Raw genomic sequence first — 19,491 nt, forward strand, 5'->3', positions numbered from 1 at the left:
TCGCCACGTCACCGACATATATCCGCATCAGACGGCGCAATTCGCTGCGCTCATCGCGCCCTGCGAGTTACGCGCGGGCCGAACGCTTCAAAGCCACTCGCGCTTGGCTGTAAACACGATGGTCAGCCACTCGGCACGGATGTCGCTGCCCAGGCGTGTCGCAATCTCTGCGCGCGCCGCATCGACGTCGGCCATCTGTCCCAGCACGGCATTGGCCGGCAGCAGGATGCTGATATCGATGAAACGCATGCGGCCGACTTTGGCGACGTAGCTGCGGAAGTCGAGGTAGCCTCGCGCCGCGACGATCTCGTTCATTACCGCATGTACTTTGGTATCCAGTGCATCGGGTGCGAGTTGCAGCACTTCGCGCAAGGCGCGCCACAAGCTGCTCAACGGCAAGGGCAGCAGGCTGAGCGTAAGCAGCAACAGGACAGTGGAATCGATAAAGCGCGTCCAGGGCTGCCACTGGCTGTCGGCGATCAGAGCGGCGACGGCAAAGCCGAGCAGCACGGCGAAGTTGATGCAGCCGCCGATCAGCCAGCCGCGCGCGTCCAGAACCAGCAAGGCCGATTGCTGCTGGCGTGCCTTGTGCCGCATGTACGCCGCCATGCCCAGGCTGAACACGCCGACCAGGGCGGCCCAGGCCGCGCCGATGCCGAAGGCGAGTTCATGGCCGCCGCCGAGCAGGTCTTGCAGCGCGGTGACGGCGGCATAGGCGCAGGTCATCGCCATCACGGCGGCGTTGAAGACAACGACCAGGGGTTCCAGGTGCCAGTAGCCGAACTGGAAGCGCCGGCTGCCTTCGCTGGCGATCAGGCGCGACACGGCGAGTGCCGCCGTGGTCAGCACGACGTCGATCAGCGAATAGAAGCCATCGAAGGCGATGGCCTGGGATTGCAGGATCAGGCCGACGGCCACGCAGGTGGCACCGACGACCAGGGTCGCAACGATGGACAGGCGCAGTTGAATCTGTTCTTGCGAGGTATCCATGGCGGCTCCGCAGCGGCTGTCGCTAGTGCTTCAGCACTTCGACAAGATAGCGCGTCCCCGCATCGCTCTTTTCCGCGATCAGGCCGTGGATATCCGATTCGAAGCCGGGAAAACGGTAGTTCTGCGCGCGGGCGATGCGCAGGGATTCGAGAATGGCCGAGTCCTGCCTGCCAAAGCGTTCGCCGGGCATGATGGTCGGGATGCCGGGCGGGTAGGGCACCAGCATGGTCGCGGCGATGCGGCCTTGCAGCGCATCGATCTCGACGCGCTCGACGTCGCCGCGTACCAGGCGGTCGTAGGCGTCGGCGGGGATCATCGCCGGTTCGGGCAGGTCGACGTACATCTCGCGCATGACCGAGGCGACCTTGTGCTCGTTGTTGAAGGCATGCAGGGCGCTGCACAGGTCGCGCAGGCCCATGCCGATGTAACTTTGTGGAAATTCCGCGATCAGCGACGGCAGCGCCTGCGACAGCGGCGCGTTGGCGTCGTACAGCGCCTTGAACGCGAGCAGTTCGGTGGTCAGGGTGCTCCATTTGCCCTTGGTGATGCCCATCGAGAACAGCACCAGGAACGAATACAGGTTGGTCTTCTCCACCGTGATGCCGCGGCCCCAGAGGAAACGGCTGACGACGCAGGCGGGAATGCCGTGCCGGGCGGTCTTGCCGTCCATGGACAGGCCCGGCGTGAGCAAGGTGACCTTGATCGGGTCGATCAGCACGTAGTCCCTGGGCAGGTCGCCGAAGCCGTGCCAGGCCGCCTTGGGGGCGAGTTTCCAGTCGTTCTGCCGGGTCGACACGGGCAGGGCGGCGCGCTCGCCTTCGTCGAAACGCGCACGCAGCGCGTCGGGTTGCCATACCTGGAACCACCAGTCGTTCTTTTCCAGCTCGCCGCCCACATGCAGCATGGCGCGGCGGAAGGCGATGGCCTCGTTGTGCATCTGTTCGACCAGGCTGCGCCCGGCACGGCCTTCCATCATGCGCGAGGCGATGTCGCAGGAGGCGATAAGGCCATAATGTGGCGAAGTGGAGGTGTGCATCATGTAGGCTTCGTTGAAGCGGTCCACGTCCAGTGCGCGCGTGCGGCTGTTGCGCACGTGGATCATCGAGGCCTGCGAGAACGCGGCCAGCATCTTGTGCGTGGAATGCGTGGCGAACAGGATGGCGTCCTGGTCGCGCGGCTTGCCCTTGGCCATGGCGTAGTGGTCTTCGTACAGCTCGTGAAAGGCCGCATAGGCGTACCAGGCTTCGTCGAAATGCAGGTAGTCGACGCCGCTGCCGATGTCCTCGGCGATTTTTTCCGCGTTGTAGCACAGGCCGTCGTAGGTGGAATTGGTCACCACGGCGATGCGTGGCCGCACGCTCTTGCCGCTCTTGCCGCTCTTGGCGGCCTTGCTCGCCAGCGGATGCGCGGCGATCGCCTTGGCCATGGCCTTGGGCGAGAACTGGTCCAGGCTGATCGGCCCGATGATGCCGTGGGCATTGCGGCTGGGACGGAAGTACACCGGTATCGCGCCGGTCATGATCAGCGCATGCAGCAGCGATTTGTGGCAGTTGCGGTCGACGAAGACCACGTCGCCGCGTGCCACCGTGCCGTGCCAGATGATCTTGTTCGCCGTCGAGGTGCCGTTGGTGACGAAGAATGTGTGGTCGGCGCCGAAGTTGTGTGCCGCTTCGGTTTCCGCTGCCTTGACCGGGCCGGTGTGGTCGAGCAGCGAGCCCAGCTCCGGCACCGATACGGACAGGTCGCTGCGCAAGGTGTTTTCGCCGAAGAACTGGTGCAGTGCGCGGCCGACCGCCGATTTGGTAAAGGCCACCCCGCCGCCATGGCCGGGCGAATGCCAGGAATAGTTGGACTGTGCCGCATGCGTGATCAGTGCCTTGAAGAACGGCGGCAGCAGGTTGTTCATGTACTCGTCGGCGGCGCGTAGCACCTGGCGCGCGATGAAACTCTTGGTGTCTTCGAACAGGAAGGTGAATCCATGCACCATGCTCAGCAGCTTGGTCGGGATCTGCTCCACGGTGCGCCGTTCGCCGTAGAGGAAGATCGGCAGGTCTTCATGCAGCACCAGCTGGGTCTGCAGGAAGGTGTGCAGGCGCTCGAACTGATGGGCGCTGTCTTCGCTGCCGTCGATGGAGATCAGCACGGCCGAAGCGGCGTTGTAGGTGCGGGCGCCGGCTTCGGCATCGTCCATGGTCAGGCCGCTGAGCACGCGCTGGCCGTGCTGGCGGATTTCCTCGGCCAGGGCGCGGATCAGGATGCCGGCGATGCGCGGCGAGTCGTAGTCGGCATCGATGATGACGATGGGGTAGTCGAGCGAATTGAAATACATGGCATACCCTGTAAAGCGCGAGATAAGCGATTGTCGTTCAATAGCTTAGCGTTTGCGCGCGGAACTGTGGGCGAGCATTTCCGCGAGTCCATGACACCGGTTACCAAATGCACGAAAACGGGCTACTATCGGCGCCACGTCGACACCAGCAGCGCGGCCGACCGCCGCCAGAGGGCCTTAACCCATGTATCGCAAGACCTATCACGCCTGCCACCCGGACTCGATGCAAGGCGTCAGCAACGAGCAGCTGCGCGAACGCTTCCTGCTGCCCAACCTGTTCGTCGCCGACGAAGTGGTGCTGAACTACACCCACTACGAGCGCTTCGTGATCGGCGGCGCCGCGCCGCTGAGCAAGGCGATTGCGCTGCCGGCGCAGACCGAACCCGCCTCGGCGGCCGGCCAGCCGTTCCTGCAGCGGCGCGAACTCGGCGCGGTCAACGTGGGCACGGGCACGGGCCGCATCCATGTCGACGGTCAGACCTTCGAGCTGAAGCCGCGCGACGCCCTGTACCTGCCCATGGGCTGCAGCGAGGTATCGTTCGAATCGGTCGATGCCGCCGCACCGGCGCTGTTCTACCTGGCGTCGACGCCGGCGCATGTGCGCTACGACATTGTGCATATTTCCATCGACAGCGCCGTGCCGCTGCAGCGCGGCGCGCTGGCGACCTCGAACGAACGCACCATCTACCAGTACATCGTGCCGGCGACGTGCAAGTCATGCCAGCTGCTGCTGGGCCTCACCCTGCTCAATACCGGTTCGGTCTGGAACACCATGCCGCCGCATCTGCACGATCGCCGCAGCGAGGTGTATTTCTACTTCGACCTGGGCGCGAACGACCGCGTCTTCCATTTCATGGGCGAGCCCGACGCGGCGCGGCATCTCGTCGTCGCCAACCACGAGGCGGTGGTATCGCCGCCCTGGTCCATCCATATGGGTTCGGGCACGGCGAATTACGGTTTTATCTGGGCCATGGGCGGGGAAAACCTCGACTACACCGATATGGCCGTGCTCGACATCTGCCAGCTCAAGTGAGGCACGCATGAGCCATCCCTTCGATCTGAGTGGCCGCGTCGCCGTCGTCACCGGCGCGAATACCGGCCTGGGGCAGGGCATCGCCCTGGCCCTGGCCGCCGCCGGTGCCGACATTGCGGCGCTGGGGCGTTCGGCACCGGATGCGACGGCACAGCAGGTCGAGGCGCTGGGGCGCCGCCTGTGCTGGATAGAGGCCGATCTCGACCGCAGCAACGGCCTCGCCGCGACGATCGACAAGGTGGCCGCGCAGCTCGGGCCGCCGGACATTCTGGTCAACAACGCCGGCACCATCCGGCGCAATGCGGCGCTGGATTTCAGCGAGGACGACTGGGACGCCGTAATGGGCGTGAACCTGAAGACGGCCTTCTTCCTGGCGCAGGCGTTTGCACGTCACTGCATCGCTGCGGGGCGCGGCGGCAAGATCGTCAACATCGTCTCGATGCTGTCGTTCCAGGGCGGTATCCGTGTGGCTTCGTATACTGCCAGTAAAAGTGGATTGCTTGGCGTCACGCGCCTGCTGGCCAATGAATGGGCCAGCCAGGGCATCAACGTCAACGCGATCGCGCCGGGTTACTTCGCCACCAGCAATACCACAGCCCTGCGCAACGACGAGCAGCGCAACCGCGACATCCTCGCGCGCATACCGGCGGCGCGCTGGGGCGAGCCCTCCGACCTGGGCGGTGCGGCGGTATTCCTTGCCTCGCGCGCGTCGGACTATGTTCACGGCGCCGTGCTGCCGGTGGACGGTGGCTGGCTGGCGCGCTGAGTGCGGCGGATCGCGGCACTGCTGCTGGGATTGCTCGCCGCCACGGCGACAGCGCAGCAGCGCCTGCCGCCGCCGCTGCGCCTGGTCATCGCTGGCGATTCCACCGCGAGCGAATACGATGCCTCGCGCTGGCCGCGGCGTGGCTGGGGCCAGGAACTGCCGGGCTATCTCGACGCCGCTGTCGACGTGCGCAACCGCGCGCAGAGCGGGCGCAGTTCGCGCAGCTTTATCCAGCAAGGCTGGATCTACGACGTGGCTGCCGACCTGCGCACCGGCGACCTGCTGCTGATCCAGTTCGGTCACAACGACGAGAAATTCGACGATCCGGCCCGCTACAACGCGCCGCAGTCCGAATTCCCCATGTGGCTTATGCACTATGTGGAACTTGCGCGGCGAAGCGGTGCCGTGCCCGTGCTGCTGACGCCGGTGGCGCGGCGGCATTTCGTCGACGGCCGGCCGGTAGACCTGCACGGCCCCTATGCCGAGGCGGTGCGGGCGCTGGCGCGGCGTCAGGGCGTGGCCCTGGTCGATCTGAACCTGGCCAGCTTGCGCTGGCTGGCCGGCCTGGGCGAAGACGCCTCGCGCGATTTCTATCTGCACCTGCCCGCACAGGGATTGAAGGACAACACGCATTTTCACCAGCGCGGCGCGGCAGCCGTGGCCTGCCTGGTGCTGAAGGGGCTGGTGCAGCAACAGCTGCTGGCCGCGACACGGCTGCGGCGCGATACCGATTGCGGCCAGCCGGACTGGAACGAGGCGGCAAATGCGTCGTCCCGCGTTGCCCGGGCCGGCGACTATCGCCGCAGGCAAGCCTCACCGCACGGCGGTGGCGGCAGTTCCGAAGCCGATGCCTTCTTCGACGATGTGGCCGATCTGGACATGGTGCTGCGCAAGCGCATCCTGCCGGCGGGCGCAGGCATCGGCCTGCACCGGCACGACAAGGACGAGGTCTACTACGTGCTGAGCGGGCGTGGGCGCTACGTGCTCGACGGTGTCTTGCACGAGGTCGGGCCGGGCGATGCCTTGCTGACGCGCATCGGCAGCAGTCATGCGATCTACCAGACCGGCGAGGAAGCGCTGGTGATCCTGATTGGTTACCGCAAGGGCAGTGGCTAGCGATTCACTGCAGACGTTTTGGCTGCAGGGTCGTAAGGTTGCGCATGGCCGCGTGAAGGAATCGGCAGCAGTGAACCCGAAGCGTGCCTGAAGCCCTCCCCTTGATTGAAGGGAAGGGCTTGGTTCGCGGCTTTTGACTTACCTCGGCGTTTTGCGGCGCAGGAATTCGCTGGCACCTCGACGGTGCAATTCGCTTTGCTCATCGCACCCTGCGAATGCCGGCATAGCTTCAGCGAATTTCCGCCACCGCGCGCTCGCGCCGTTCTATCGTGCTCAACGTGGCCTGATTGCCCAGGCGCAGATCGCGCAACTCGTACGGCGCCTTCAAGCCCGCGCCATTCAATGCCTGCGCATCGAATTCCAGCACCAGGCTGTCCCTGCCTGCTTCGACCCACGCCGCCGACTGCGCATAGGCGGCCGGTTTGCGCGTACCGTCGGCAGCCGTGCCATACAGCACCCCGGACAGCTGATAACGGCTGGCGCTGGCCACTTCCACGCCGACGCCGAGGCTAAGCGCACCGCCGCGAAGGCGTTCCGGCGTGACCGTGCCGCTCAGGCGCGCGGTCGGCACGGCTACGGCAATCGCCGTCTTGGCATCGCGCAATACGGCAACGCCATCCGCGCTGCCGCTGGCGAATGCATGCACTTCCCACAGTCCCGGACCGTTGGCATGGGCCGCATCCGGCGTCACGTCCGCCTGCCAGCTGCCGTCGCGCTGCGGGCTCAGGTCGAAGCTCTGCGTGTGGCCGTCGGGCGCGGTCAGGATGCCCTTGGCACTGGCCGCGCGCGCGCCGTCGAGATGGGCCACGATCTGCACAGTACTGCCGCCGAGTACGGTATCGCGCGTCGCGCCCAGGCGTAGCACCTGGCTGCTGGTCGGCTCGAACACGTGGATCAGGTAATTACCCTTGGCCGCCGGCGCGGCCAGCTCGATGCGGCCCTTGCCCACGGCCGGGGCGAGCTTGACCACGACCGTGCCTTCGGCCACGTCCATACCGGCGGCGCGCAGCGCGGCGGTCTCGGCCACGCTCTGGGTGGCGGCGCGGCCGTCGAACTGCTGGCCGTTGCTGCGCAACTGCACGTCGTCGATGCTCAGCGCGGTGGAATTGTTGCTATGGGGAGAAATGCGGATCAGCGCGGCAGTAGCCGTGGTCGGCAGCGACACACCTCTGCGCAATTGCGCCTCGTCGGCATTGAGCCAGTATTCGCGGCTTTGCTGCACGAACGGTACCGGGCGGTCGGCCAGCGCTTCGGCCGGATCCAGTGCCCAGGAGGTGCGCACCGGCACGCGGTCCAGCGTGGCGCTGAGCTTGGACAGGTCAGCCGTTGCCAGGCGCGTGACGACCTGGTCGTTGCTGCCGGCCGCGGCCAGACGCAGATCGGCGGCCTGGGCCAGAGAGACGAGGCCCAGGGTGATGCAGGCGGCCAGTGCCGCAGATTTCAGGTTCGACATGGGCTGGCCTCAGATATCGTCGCGCAGGATGACGTCCAGGCCGAAGCAGGCGCGCCGGCTCTGGTTGTGGGACAGCGGTTCACGGCCGGCCATGCGATCGATGTCGCGGAACCAGGTACGTCCCGCCGCCTGCTGGCTGGTGCAATTGAGAAACCCGTCGGAACAGCCATCGAGCCAGTTCTGCGTAGTTTCCAGGCCGACGTTCAAGGTATAGCCGCCGCACCAGCTGTCGCCGTCGAACGGCGAGGAATCCACATCGGTACCGACCACGTTCCAGAAGCCCTTGGGCAGGGCCGGCCGGCCGGCGGTGCCGAGCAGATTGTTCTGGTTGTACTGTGCCATCCAGCTCAGCTGCTGCATGCGCACGCCGTCGGACTTGTAGCCCAGCAGCCACCCCAGCGCCTGTTCGAACACATTGCCGTTCATGGTCGCATCGGCCAGCGGCGTGCCGGCGCTGGACGCCGCCAGTGCGTTGACCCAGCGGATCTTGCTGATGATGTTCGGATAGCGGCTGTCGTAGGTCGGATTCGACAGGATCCAGCGCATCACGTTGCCGCCGTTGGAATGGGTCAGCACGACCAGGTCGGTGATGCCCTTGGCATTGATGAAACTGGTCAGCTGCGTGGCGAGGCAGCCGGCGGCGCGGCTGTCCCACATGTATTGTTCGAAGTCGCAATTGATCACGACGTAGTTGGACTGGTCCGGCAAGCCTTGCCGTACCGAATTGACGAAGGCCGGCTGCCAGTAGTCGTTATAGGCATCGGTCTGTTTACCCGTGCCGTGTACGAAAGCGACGCCGGTGGCGGCGGCCGATACAGAAGAAGCGGCTCCCAGGGCGAGCGAGAGCGCCAAAGCAAGACGAACCATTTTCCCTCCCGATGCGGCTCGGGCTGGATCGTGTCGAGCCGCGGTCAAGCTGCGGCATTGCCTGGTACAGGGTGAGCATCCGTGCTGCTACCGGGCAAAACCGGAGCGCGATAGATAGATCCGCCGGGCCATGCCCTCCCACACAACGCGTCGGCGGCGCGCAACGTAGCAACCGTCATAAGCCGGTGTCAAACGTTTGTTTGATGCGACAGCCGGGAATAGTTGCAAGGTATACGGGGGCGGAATTTCCGAGCGGCGCGGTGTGCGCTCGGCTTGGCGCGGCGCAGCAGAGCCGGTCCGCGCAGCACCGCGGCGAACTGCCAGACTGTGCTGCGCAACGCCGGTTACCGCGCGAAAACCACGCCAATCAGGAGGTCATCGTTCCATGCAGCGTTTCCAGTTCCGGACAATGAAACACCGTGCGGTCAGTCTCTGCCTGGCCATCCTGTTGCAATGCAGTAATGTGGCTTTTGCTGCGAATGCACATGAGGTATTCGGCCGGCTTGGCGGCCTCGTCGGTGACTGGGAGGGCGTATTCGCCAATGGCCGCCGCCACAGCGTCAACTACCGCCTCAGCGCGGGCGGCACCGTACTGGTGGAAACCTGGGCGCTGGCGCCCGGGCGCGAATCGCTGACGCTGTACTACGTTGACGGCGACGATCTGCTCGCCACGCATTACTGCCCCCAGGGTACGCAGCCGCGCTTGAAACTGGTCGGCGAGAAAGGCGGGCGGTTGCAGTTCGAATTGCTCGACGGCGGCAATCTTGGTCTGGCGGGAAAGTCGCACCAGCAGTCGTTCTGGCTGCAGTGGGATGGCGGCGACGGGTATCGGCGTAGCGAGACGTATGTGGAAAATGCATCATCGACGACAAAGCCGGGCCGTGGCGATCCCGAAGTTGCCGTGTCCTACAAACGGGTGAGGTAGCTCCGTTCCGACAGGATGTGAGAGTGGCCAAGCAATGGTACGGCTAGACGTACGGTGGCGAACTTGTAGTTCAAAAAGCGGGTACGTAGCATCGCGGACAATCGGGGAATAAAGGGATAATTCCATGGATTCGTTGTCAAGGATTGCGGCGGCTCTTTTTGCATTCATATTGTGCACGCCTGCTGTTTTGGCTAAGACAGCGCAGTGTCAAGGGTGTGGCGATGCGCAAATGTACGCGATGGCGCGGCAATTCGGCGCCAGTTCCCAGAACCACATCGTATGGAATCCCGCCAACGGTGCCATCAGGATCTATCGCAACTACTGCGGGTCCGCACCCAATGCAATGAACGAAAAAGACGCGTCTGTTGGTACAGAAATTGTCGACGTACAAGAAGCGGCAGGCGCTGGCTGCACGCTGCAGACGGATGAGCTTTCCGTACCGGCCGAACTGAGCGCAGTGGCTGCGGATATGAGTCAGATCTGGCACGCGACCGGTGGCAGTTTCAAGCGAACGGTGTCGGTCGTCATCGCCCACCGCGACTTCAACCCGCCCTATGTCGGTTCGGCGAATCGGCCATCGGCGCACGATTTCCTCTCCGATATGGTGCTACGGACCCAGATTCTGGATTTATCCTCGACGCCGGAAATCTTTCAGACCGCCATGCCTGAGCTGGCCGGACCAGCCGTGCGCATACTGGCAAATACGCCGTCTTTCGTGTTGCTTGCCCAGGAGGTTGTTTTCACGATTACCTTGGTTTTCTACGACGGCTCGAAAATTACGGTGAAGTCCAGACTGGGCGAGAACGCGGTCTATGTTGACGGCTCGGCAAAGGACAGTACCGGTCACCCGCTGCCCGAGTACAACGCCGCCAACCGCTATGTAGGGAATTGGTATTACGCGCCGGGTCACGCCAGCGATATGAGCGCTTTTATCGAATATATGCGTTCGTTAGGCATCAGAATCACCGGCACTGGTAGTGGTGCCGGCGTCATTGCTTGCACGTGGGACCCGACGAATGGAACGGTCTGCGTGCTTCCGCAGTAGTGGCGGTGCAGCTGAAACCTTAGCACCGCAAGTCTTTCCGGCGTGTTGTGCACGGGGACTTTCGCTTCGCGTCCACAAACCATAGCGACAGCGGCCATTCTCCTTTCTCTGAACGCAACGGCATCCAATGTGGCGCGCAAGGCCATTCGGCGCAATTTGCGTTGCCCATCGCGCCCTACGCAGAGCACTTTCGCTGGCGACGCCGCGCTTTTGCAGGGCGCGATGAGCGCCAGCGAATTGCACCGCAAAGTGCATAGGGCGTAGCTAGAACTCCAGATCGATCGCCGCACACAGGTAATCGATCATCGGCGCCACGCGCTTGAAGGTATCGACCAGGAACGGTTTCAGTTCCGCCGACGTCGCCAATGCCTGGTCGAAATCGGCCGAGGCGACGAAGTCCTTGCGCTGGATGTCCCGGATCAGTTCGTGGTTCGGATCGAAGCCGCGGGGCGGCCGGACCAGGCTTTCGCCACCGGGGACGAGATGATCGCGGAAGGCTTTGCTCTGGGTGGCCTTCTTCCAGCCGGCGGGGTTGTCGGCGAGAAAATCGCGCACTTTTTTCAACACGGCGGATTCGGGATGCCACAGGCCGCCGCCGGCGAAGCAGCCGCCGGGCTGGATATGCAGGTAGAACACCGGCGCGGCGATACCCTTGCTGCTTTCATGGTAGAGGCGGGCACCGGTCCAGGTCTTGTAAAGCGTTTTGTCGTGGGTGAAGCGCGTGTCGCGGTGCTGGCGGAACAGCGAGCCGCCCTGGCTGCGCGTGTCGGCGCGGTAGTGCGTGCTGATCTTGGCCAACGGCGCCTGCAGGTCGCCCAGCAGTTGCAGGAACGGCCCGCGCAGTTCGGCTTCGTAGCGCGGCTTGTTGGCAAGGAACCACTCGCGGTTGTTGTTGCGGCCCAGGTCGGTCAGGAACTTGAAGCTGGCATTGCTGAAATAGGTGCTCATGCGCGCCTGGAATAATTAAATGAGTGGAAATTGAAAATAATCAGGAAAGTTCGCGCTGGCGCTCGCGGCCCCAGCTTTCCAGCGCGTCGAGCAGCGCGCTGCGGGTGGCGACGGCCGGATCCTGGCGCAGCGTGGCCAGCGTTGCGAAGTATTCGTCGAAGGTCAATGTGGTGAGTTCGGTCTTGTTGCTCAGCCTCTCGCGGCAGAATGCGTGCCAGCGCAGCTGCTCGTCGGCGCTGAGGTTCTGCGGCCAGTTGCGCGCGCGGTAGCGCCAGAGCAGTTCGCCCAGGCGCGCATCGCGGAAAGCGAAGGTGCGCGTGGCCAGTTGTTCCGGCGGCGTGGCGCGTACGTCGCGCAGCAGGCGCTTGTCGGCATCGTTGAGAAAGCCCGCATACAGGGCCAGCTCGGCGTCGGGCTTGGCGTCGTCGTAGCTGCGCGCGAAGACCTGCTGCAGCTTGGCCGCCAGGCCAGGCTGGCCGCGTAGCCGTTCCGCATGGGCTAGGCAACGCTCCAGGTTGAGGCCGATGCGCTCGTGGTCGACACCGCTCAGCGCCGACAGCGGTGCCAGCGCCGGCGAACGGTTGGCGTGGACCAGCTTGAGCGGAATGCGTTCGACGTTTTCCGGCAGGTCGGCGCGGGCGCTGAATACGCGGTCGGCAATGGCGTCGGCATCCAGTTGCAGCAGCTCGGCCGGGTCGGCGTCGAGGTCGTAGACGATGACGGCATTGGGCTGGCTTGCATGTACCGCCAGCGGCAGCACGACGGCCAGGCAGCCGCGGCTGGCGGGAAAGCGCGAAGACACGTGCACTACCGGCGTGGCGTGCGCGACATCGAGCAGTTCGAAAGCGCGCTGTTTGCGCCGCAGGGCGAAGTAGAAATCGAACAGGCGCGGCTGGGCATGGCGCACCAGACGGGCCAGGCCGATCAGCGCATGTACGTCGGAAACCGCATCGTGGGCGCGCTCCTGGCTCAGACGGTTGGCCCGCGCCAGGTCCTCCAGGCGGAAGCTTGGCGTACCGTCGTCACGGCGCGGCCATTCGATACCCTGGGGACGCAGGGCATAGCACATGCGCACCAGGTCGATCAGATCCCAGCGCGAATTGCCGTTTTCCCATTCCCGCGCATATGGCTCGTAGAAATTGCGGTACAGCAGGTTGCGCGTGAATTCGTCATCGAAGCGCAGCGAGTTGTAGCCGACGACGCAGGTGCCGGGCACGGCCATTTCCTCGTGCACGCGCGCGGCAAAGACTGCTTCGGTTACGCCGTCGCGCAATAGCTGCTGCGGCAGGATGCCGGTGATCAGCGTGGCCTGCGGATGCGGCAGCACGTCGGGTGCCGGCGTACAGAACAGTTCGACCGGTTCGCCGATGATGTCCAGTTCCAGCGAGGTGCGGATGGCGGCGAACTGGCAGGGACGGTCGCGGCGCGGATCGGCGCCGGTGGTTTCGTAGTCGTGCCAGAGATAGCTGGCGCTGTGGCTTGGGCTCATGATTGTGCGTGGGTCCAGGCAGGCCAGCTTACACGCAGCCATGCGCGGCCGGCGACGCGGCTCAGCCGCCGGCCTGACCGAGTTTCTGCAAAAGTTGCGCATGCAGTGCGCGCAGCGGCGCGCCGTCGACGAAGCGCTGTGCCAGCGGCGCGGCGCTGTTCTGCAGCAGCTGCTGCGCTTCGGCGGTGTTGCCGCGGGCAAGCAGTACCTCGGCCAGGTGGATCTGGCAATCCAGGGTCGGATTGGCCTGCAGGCCTATGCCTTTGCGCAACAGGTCCAGCGCCTGGCGCAGTTGTACTTCGGCGGCTTCCAGCTTGCCCTGCTGCTGCAGGATCAGACCGCGCGTGCGCGCTACCGCGCCCTGGCGCGGATGGCTCGCCGGCAGCTGCCCGGCGAAGGCAGCGCCGGCTTGGGTGACGTAGCGCTGGGCCTCGGCCGGTTTGTCGCTGCGGCGCATCCATTCGGCCAGGTGCAGCAGGCGCCGGGCGCGTTCGGTCTGGTCTTCCAGCGAGTTTTCGATGGCTGCATCGAGCAGCGGAAAAGCCTGGTCAAGACGGCCGGCCAGCATCAGGCTGCGGCCGTAGTTCTGGCGGAACATCGACAGCCGTGGCGAGGCGGCTTTGCCGTCGCGCGGCAGGCTTTGCGTATAGGCCTCGCGGAACAGGGCGATGGCGGCGTCGAAGTCTTCCGCCTGCTCGGACAGGCTGGCCAGGTTGTTTGCAGTGATGGAGTAGCTGGGACTTTCCTGCTGGCCGCGCCGGCGCAGGTGGTCGAGGTTTTCGCGGAACAGCGGCAGCGCTTCCAGTATGCGGCCTTGTAGATAAATAGACTGCGCCAGGTTGTTGCGGGCGGTGATGGCCCAGGCGCTGTCCGGCGCCAGGGTGCGCAGGCGCGTCTGCAGCATCTGGCGCAGCAATTGCTCGCGTTCGGTGTGGCGGCCCTGGCGTTCGTAGATGTCGGTCATGAAGCCGGTGGCGGAAACGACTTCGGCCGAGTCGGCCGGCAGTTGCCGGCGCAGCAGGTCGATCGCCTGCTGGGCGCTTTTTTCGGCGAGATCGAGCTGGTTGCTGCGCATATACGCTTCTGCCGAGGCGGTCAGGCTGCGCGATACCTGGGTGTAACCGACCTCCGGATGCTGCGCCACGCGTTCGCGCGCCAGGCGGGCGTTGTCCAGGGCTGCGGGCAGATTGCCCAGGCGGGCCTGTACCAGGCTCAGGGTGGAATGGGCGTCGATCAGCTCGGCGTGGTCGTCGGGCGCGACGGCATTGAGTTTGCGCAACACGTCCTGCAGTACTGGTTCGGCTTCCTCGGTCCGCTCGGCCAGGTTGAGCACGTAGCCCTGTTCGTTGAGGAATACCGCTTCCTGGTGTGCGTTGCCCAGCTCGCGCGCGCTGTCGGCGGCCTTGCGAAACACGGCTGCCGCGCTGTCGGGATCGCCCAGTTCGGTATAGATGCGGCCGAATGCGGCGAGCAGGCGCGAACGCTGTTCCGGCTCGTTGGCCAGGCGCGTGTCGATGTCGCGCTGGCCGCGGTCGATAAGTTCGCGCGGCGACAGGCTGGTATTGCCGGCGTTATCCGGCGCGGCCGCGTCGAACAGGCGTACCAGATAGTCGACGACATGGCGCGAAGTAGCCGATTCGCGCTGCGCTTCGGCTTCTGCGCGCAGGGCACGATCGCGCTCGCTGGCCAGGCGCAGGGTGAACAGCGCGGTCATGAGGACGACGACGACGATGGCGGCCGCGGTGAGCGGATGCCGGCGCAGGAATTTGCGCGTGCGGTAGATCCAGCTGTCGGGCGCCGCCAGCACTGGCCGTCCGCGCAGATAGCGGCGCAGGTCTTCGGACAAGGCTTCCGGCGAGAGGTAGCGCCGGGCCGGGTCGGCATGGGTAGCCTGGCCGACGATCAGTGCCAGTTCGTGTGGCACGCGGCTGCCGTCCGGCCGGGTCGGCACGCCGGCGGCAAACTCGCCGCCGGCTTCACTCGCCGGCGTCCGTTCGGTCAGCAGTTCGTACAGCAGCAGGCCCAGCGCATAGACGTCGGTGGCGGTGCTGACCGCATCGCCGCGGCGCTGTTCCGGCGCCGCGTACGTGGGCGTGAACCACTGCGCATGGGTGGCTTCCTGGCGCCCGCTGCTGTTCGGGTCGAGCAGCTTGGCGATGCCGAAATCGAGCAGGGCCGGCTCGCCGTCTCGGCGTACCAGTACGTTGGCGGGTTTGAGGTCACGGTGGATGACCAGGCGCTGATGCGCGTATTGCACGGCCAGGCATATTTTGCGGAAAAGTTCCAGACGCGCAGTAAGCGGCGTTTTGCGCTCGCGACACCAGCGCGTGACCGGCTCGCCGTCGACGTATTCCATCACCAGATAGGGCTGGCCGTCGGCGCTGGTACCGCCGTCGAGCAGGCGGGCGATATGCGGGTGTTCCAACTTGGCCAGGATCTGCCGCTCGCGCCGCAGCCGCTCGGCCGCGTCGCGCGTGGGAATGCCGCGGATCAGCTTGATCGCCACCTGGCGGTCGAATTCTGCATCGGCGCGCTCGGCCAGGAATACCGTGCCCATGCCGCCGGAACCGATTTCGCAGAGCAGGCGGTACGGCCCCAGCATCAGGCCGCTGGCCGGTGTCGGTGCCAGCTCGGCCACGGCCGAGCCGAACTGGCGCGTGACCGTGGCGTTCTGGCGCTCGTCGGCGCGTACCAGGTTGAGGGCCTGCTGTTTGAGTTCGTCGTCGGCGTCGAGTTGCTGCGCCAGCCAGGCGTCGCGCCCCGCCGCGGGCAACTCGATCAGCTGGTCGAACAGCTGCTGCAGACGCTGCCAGCGCGCGTCGCTCATGCTTCTTCCAGCCGCTCCTTGAGCCAGGCGCGGGCGAAACGCAGCTCGCGGTCGACCGTGGCCAGGGAAACGTCCAGCGTCGCGGCGATTTCCTCGCGCTTGAGGCCGAGGAAATAGGTCAGCTCGATCACCTCGCATTTGCGCGGGTCCATCTCGCGCAGCGCATCCAGCGCGCCGTTGAGCTGGTCGGGTTCGCGCGATTCGCTGGGCTGGTCTTCGGCCGACGACAAAGTCACATGTACCTGGCCGCCGCCGCGCTTCTCGCTGCCGCGGGCGCGCGCCATATCGATCAGCAGATTGCGCATGGCCGCCACGACGACGCCGAAGAAATGGCGCCGGTCGCGCCAGTCGAATTCCTTGCCGAGCAGGCGCAGGAACAACTCGTTGGCCAGTTCGGTCGGCGCCAGGGTCACCTTGCCGTCGAACTGGCGCAGATGCTTGCCGGCGATGGCGCGCACCTGGGCGTAGACCAGTTCGGTCAGTTCGTCCGCTGCGCCGGGCTTGCCCTTGTTCCAGGCCAGCAGCAGGCGGGTGACTTCGTGGTCGGCAACGGCCGGCTCGCCGGCATGGTCGGGGTTGTCGCTGACGGGCACGTGATGGCTCCTGGCGTCCGTAGACAGGGTTCGGTGACAGCTTTTGCGTCGGGCCTGCGTCCTCGGTTGGCAAGCGCCACCGCTGCATTGCAGATCGCAATTGCGGCAACTGTTGCGCCTTTCGGCGACGTTCGAGGAAAACACCGTGAAGCATACGAAGAGACCATACGGTTTGCACTGGTGCCAGAAGGCACTGGTCGCTGCCATTGCCCTGCTGGGCGCAAACCCGCTACTGGCGCAACAAGGCCCGCCGGGCGAACTGGACCCCAACTTTGGCAGCGCCGGCAAGCTGACCACCGACTTCTTCGAGAGCAGCGAGGAAATCAACGCCGTCGCCGCCATGCCGGATGGGCGTTTTCTCGCTGCCGGCGTCGTGGTCGGACGCAATGCCAGCGGCCCGGGCAGCTCGCCGAATTTTGCTGTGGCGCGCTATCTGCCGGACGGCCGCCTGGACCCGGGCTTCGGCATCGGCGGCCTGGTGCAGATCGACCTCAGCGGCAATGTGGACGAAGCGTATTCGGTGAAATGGCTGCGCGACCGCAGCATCCTCGCGGTCGGCGTGCTGGCGCCGGGCGCGTATTCCGACTTTGCCCTGGTCAAGCTGCGCCCGAACGGCAGCCTGGATACGAATTTCGGCCAGGCCAGCATCGGCGGCGGCGGACGTACCGGCTATGTACGGCTGGACGTGGTCGGCCCCGGCACGCACGACGAAGGCCGCTACGTGGTGGTGCAGCGCGACGGCAAGATCATCGTCGCTGGCAACAGCCTGGTCACCGTCGGCAGTTTCCAATACCGCCGCACTACCGTCGCCCGCTTCACCGCCGACGGCCAGCTCGATCTCGCCTTCGGCGGCAGCAATACCGGTTATGTGGTCTTGCCAGGCTCCAATACCGCCGATCCGCAGACCGGCGACTACGTCAACGGCATAGCCCTGACCCAGACCGGCGACCTGCCGGCCAACGACAGCATCACTGTCTTCGGCTACACCTTCGGCCGCAACAATGCCTTCGTTGCACGCCTGACCCGCGACGGCACCCTCGACAGCAGTTTCGGCAGCGGCACTGGCCGCGTGACCTTCAGCGCCGTTAGCAGCGGTGGTGTGCAGAGCGGCGCTTCGGACCTGCGCGGCGGTGTGGTCGACGATGCCGGCCGCCTGGTCCTGGTCGGTACCGGCAATGACCGCGGCCTGACCTTCCTGCGCCTGCGCAACGACGGCAGTCTGGATACCGGCTTCGGCACGAACGGCCGCACCCTGGTCAAATTCAGCAGCAGCGTGAACTACGACGAACCGCGGGCGCTGGCCTTGCAGGGCAATGGCAAGATCGTCGCTGCGGGCTATGCGACCAATGTGACCAGCGGTGCGCCAGCCAAGGATTTCTTCGTCGCGCGGCTGACCGCAGCAGGCCAGCCCGATTTCGGTTTCGGCGATGGGCAGGGCCGCAAGGTCGTCACGATTTCGGCAACGACCGAAGAGTCGCGCGCACTGGCGATAGAACCCAGCGGCAATATCCTCGCCGCCGGTTATGCCCTGCGCAGCGGCACCGCCCAGGACGATTTTGCGGTGTTGCGCGCCTACGGCGATCCGGACCGGATTTTTGCCGACGATCTGGACCCCAGCGAATTCTGATGGTGTGAAGCGAGCGTGCGAGCGAGGCTTCTGCGGCGCTTCGGGAAGGGGCGCGCAGGAGCGCAGTGGCGGAGCGGCCGATACGGCGGCCGGTTCCGCTGGCGGACGGGCGGCGGAGCGTGCTCCGCCGCCTTTCTTTGTGCGCCAGTGGCGCTTGCGCGGAAGACCTGTTCGCGGCGGGGCACGGTCGTCAAATCAGCTATCGTTGCGCCGATGAAAACCCTCTTCGCGAAGTTTCCGTTGCCTGTGCTTGCCGGCTGTCTTGCGTTGCTGCCCGCTTTGGCGACAGCCGGGCCGATCTGTTCGGCCGAGGCAGTACAGCAGGCCGCGGCCGCCATTGCCGAACCGCGCGAGATCGTGCGCAGTGCGATCGAGGCCAATACCGATCTCGACACCGATCTGCAGCCCGTGGCGAGTGCTGCCATCGTCACGCTGAAAACGCGTCTGCTTGCCCTGGTCGATGCCCAGGTTGCCTGCCTGGCCGCCGGCGCATCGGCCAAGGCGGATGGGCTCGACGCCGCACTGGCCGCTGCCGTCCGCGGCGCGATCAAGCCCGATCCGGCAATGCCTTCTGAGGCCGTCGCCGCAACGCCGTCGAACTCTGCCGGGGACGCCGATGCTGCGGCCGTGCAGTTCGAATCGGCCCTGCTGCACGACGGTGCTCTGCTCAGCGTTGTCGCGCAATTCGGCATTCCCTGCGGTTCGGATGCGCTATGGCTGCTGTATGCCGTGGAGCAAGGCCACTGGCATCGGGTAGTGAACTGGACCAGCCCGCGCTACAGCCGCGTCGACGGCGCCTGGGGATCGTTCCATTACGCGGTTTCGCCGCCTGCGGCCGACGGTCGCTGGTTCGCGGCTGCGGCGCATATCCGGCCCTGGTGCAGCTCAAGCTGGTCGGTGATCGACTATGCGGTGCTGCGTCCGGGCAGCGAGGCCGACCGGCCTGCGGTCGTGCTGAGCGGCAAGGACGATATGTGGTGGGGCGGCGATGACATCGGCCGCCTCAGCGTGGATGCAACCCATGTCGAATTACGTTTCCATGGCGCCAGCATCGACAGCGGCGTGCACAATCGCGAATTCATCCGGCGCTACGACGTGTCTACGACGACGACCCTGCGCGTGCCGCCGATCGCGAATTCCGCGCGCGACTTTGTCGACGAATGGATTGTGTCAAGTTGGGCAGCAGCGCAGGTCTGGTCGGCCAAGCAGCAGTTGCCGGCACTGAAGCGCGAGCATGAACAGCTGCGCATCGCGCGCAAAGAAGGGTCGTTCGAATTTGGCGCAACCCTGGCCTGCGCCGACGGCAAGGCAGTGCAGGTCGAAATCGATCGCGGCGATGACACCTCGGCGTATTTCCGCGTGACCGGCGCAACCGACTTCGCGATGGTGGCCATTGCCGATAAGCCAGATCCGCTTTGTGTAAAAGTGACACCGCCGCCAGCCGAGTGATGCCCGTACACGGCGCCGGCAGTTCGTGCTGCCG

The 19,491-nt window shown here is 65.4% G+C and carries 15 protein-coding genes; 7 read left to right on the forward strand and 8 right to left on the reverse strand.

Annotation, left to right across the window (positions count from 1 at the left end):
- Positions 1-87: 87 nt before the first annotated feature.
- Both DFR29_RS22875 and DFR29_RS22880 read right to left on the reverse strand, forming a co-directional pair.
- Entirely contained in the window at positions 88-990 is a 903-nt protein-coding gene (locus DFR29_RS22875) for a cation diffusion facilitator family transporter (protein ID WP_133820964.1), read from the reverse strand.
- Positions 991-1,012: 22 nt separating this feature from the next.
- Complete coding sequence (locus DFR29_RS22880; protein WP_133820965.1) at positions 1,013-3,319, reverse strand: Orn/Lys/Arg family decarboxylase; 2,307 nt, start codon at positions 3,317-3,319, stop codon at positions 1,013-1,015.
- A gap of 184 nt (positions 3,320-3,503) precedes the next feature.
- Between DFR29_RS22880 and kduI the strand changes: the two genes are divergently transcribed.
- From kduI to DFR29_RS22895, 3 genes are read left to right on the forward strand one after another with little or no spacing between them, the layout of a single operon-like run.
- Positions 3,504-4,352, forward strand: a complete 849-nt coding sequence (gene kduI / locus DFR29_RS22885; protein WP_133820966.1) for a 5-dehydro-4-deoxy-D-glucuronate isomerase — start codon at positions 3,504-3,506, stop codon at positions 4,350-4,352.
- Between the two features lie 7 nt (positions 4,353-4,359).
- Positions 4,360-5,118, forward strand: a complete 759-nt coding sequence (gene kduD / locus DFR29_RS22890; RefSeq protein ID WP_133820967.1) for a 2-dehydro-3-deoxy-D-gluconate 5-dehydrogenase KduD — start codon at positions 4,360-4,362, stop codon at positions 5,116-5,118.
- The gene (locus DFR29_RS22895; protein WP_425598883.1) at positions 5,119-6,234 is read left to right on the forward strand and encodes a cupin domain-containing protein; all 1,116 of its coding nucleotides are present in this window, start codon (positions 5,119-5,121) and stop codon (positions 6,232-6,234) included.
- Between the two features lie 229 nt (positions 6,235-6,463).
- Here the strand turns inward: DFR29_RS22895 and DFR29_RS22900 are convergent, their stop codons facing one another.
- Both DFR29_RS22900 and DFR29_RS22905 read right to left on the reverse strand, forming a co-directional pair.
- Complete coding sequence (locus DFR29_RS22900) at positions 6,464-7,687, reverse strand: DUF4785 domain-containing protein (protein ID WP_133820968.1); 1,224 nt, start codon at positions 7,685-7,687, stop codon at positions 6,464-6,466.
- A 9-nt stretch (positions 7,688-7,696) separates the two neighbouring features.
- On the reverse strand, positions 7,697-8,554 hold the full coding sequence (locus DFR29_RS22905) for a hypothetical protein (RefSeq protein WP_133820969.1): 858 nt from the start codon (positions 8,552-8,554) through the stop codon (positions 7,697-7,699).
- A gap of 409 nt (positions 8,555-8,963) precedes the next feature.
- On the opposite strand from DFR29_RS22905, the gene DFR29_RS22910 reads away from it, so the two are divergent.
- Entirely contained in the window at positions 8,964-9,479 is a 516-nt protein-coding gene (locus tag DFR29_RS22910) for a hypothetical protein (RefSeq protein ID WP_133820970.1), read from the forward strand.
- 124 nt (positions 9,480-9,603) lie between these two features.
- Positions 9,604-10,524 carry a hypothetical protein gene (locus DFR29_RS22915; protein WP_133820971.1) on the forward strand — a complete coding sequence of 307 codons (921 nt, stop codon included), beginning with the start codon at positions 9,604-9,606 and terminating at the stop codon, positions 10,522-10,524.
- A gap of 264 nt (positions 10,525-10,788) precedes the next feature.
- Here DFR29_RS22915 and DFR29_RS22920 read toward each other — a convergent pair whose 3' ends face one another.
- The 4 genes from DFR29_RS22920 to DFR29_RS29375 all read right to left on the reverse strand — a co-directional run bounded on the left by DFR29_RS22920 (position 10,789) and on the right by DFR29_RS29375 (position 16,381).
- Entirely contained in the window at positions 10,789-11,472 is a 684-nt protein-coding gene (locus tag DFR29_RS22920) for a DUF2461 domain-containing protein (RefSeq protein WP_133820972.1), read from the reverse strand.
- 40 nt (positions 11,473-11,512) lie between these two features.
- On the reverse strand, positions 11,513-12,961 hold the full coding sequence (gene sbcB, locus DFR29_RS22925; protein ID WP_133820973.1) for an exodeoxyribonuclease I: 1,449 nt from the start codon (positions 12,959-12,961) through the stop codon (positions 11,513-11,515).
- A 61-nt stretch (positions 12,962-13,022) separates the two neighbouring features.
- Positions 13,023-15,788, reverse strand: coding sequence for a serine/threonine-protein kinase (locus tag DFR29_RS22930; protein ID WP_133820974.1), 2,766 nt, complete (start codon positions 15,786-15,788; stop codon positions 13,023-13,025).
- The gene (locus DFR29_RS29375; protein WP_166654280.1) at positions 15,785-16,381 is read right to left on the reverse strand and encodes an ECF-type sigma factor; all 597 of its coding nucleotides are present in this window, start codon (positions 16,379-16,381) and stop codon (positions 15,785-15,787) included. The genes DFR29_RS22930 and DFR29_RS29375 overlap by 4 nt, the downstream gene beginning before the upstream one ends.
- Before the next feature lie 145 nt (positions 16,382-16,526).
- Between DFR29_RS29375 and DFR29_RS22940 the strand changes: the two genes are divergently transcribed.
- Both DFR29_RS22940 and DFR29_RS22945 read left to right on the forward strand, forming a co-directional pair.
- Positions 16,527-18,008, forward strand: a complete 1,482-nt coding sequence (locus tag DFR29_RS22940) for an NHL repeat-containing protein (RefSeq protein ID WP_166654281.1) — start codon at positions 16,527-16,529, stop codon at positions 18,006-18,008.
- A 213-nt stretch (positions 18,009-18,221) separates the two neighbouring features.
- A complete protein-coding gene (locus DFR29_RS22945) occupies positions 18,222-19,457 on the forward strand; it encodes a hypothetical protein (protein ID WP_133820977.1) in 1,236 nt (411 codons plus the stop codon).
- Positions 19,458-19,491 lie beyond the last annotated feature (34 nt).

The organism is Tahibacter aquaticus, from assembly GCF_004363655.1.
In the GTDB taxonomy this organism is placed as follows: Bacteria; Pseudomonadota; Gammaproteobacteria; order Xanthomonadales; family Rhodanobacteraceae; genus Tahibacter; species Tahibacter aquaticus.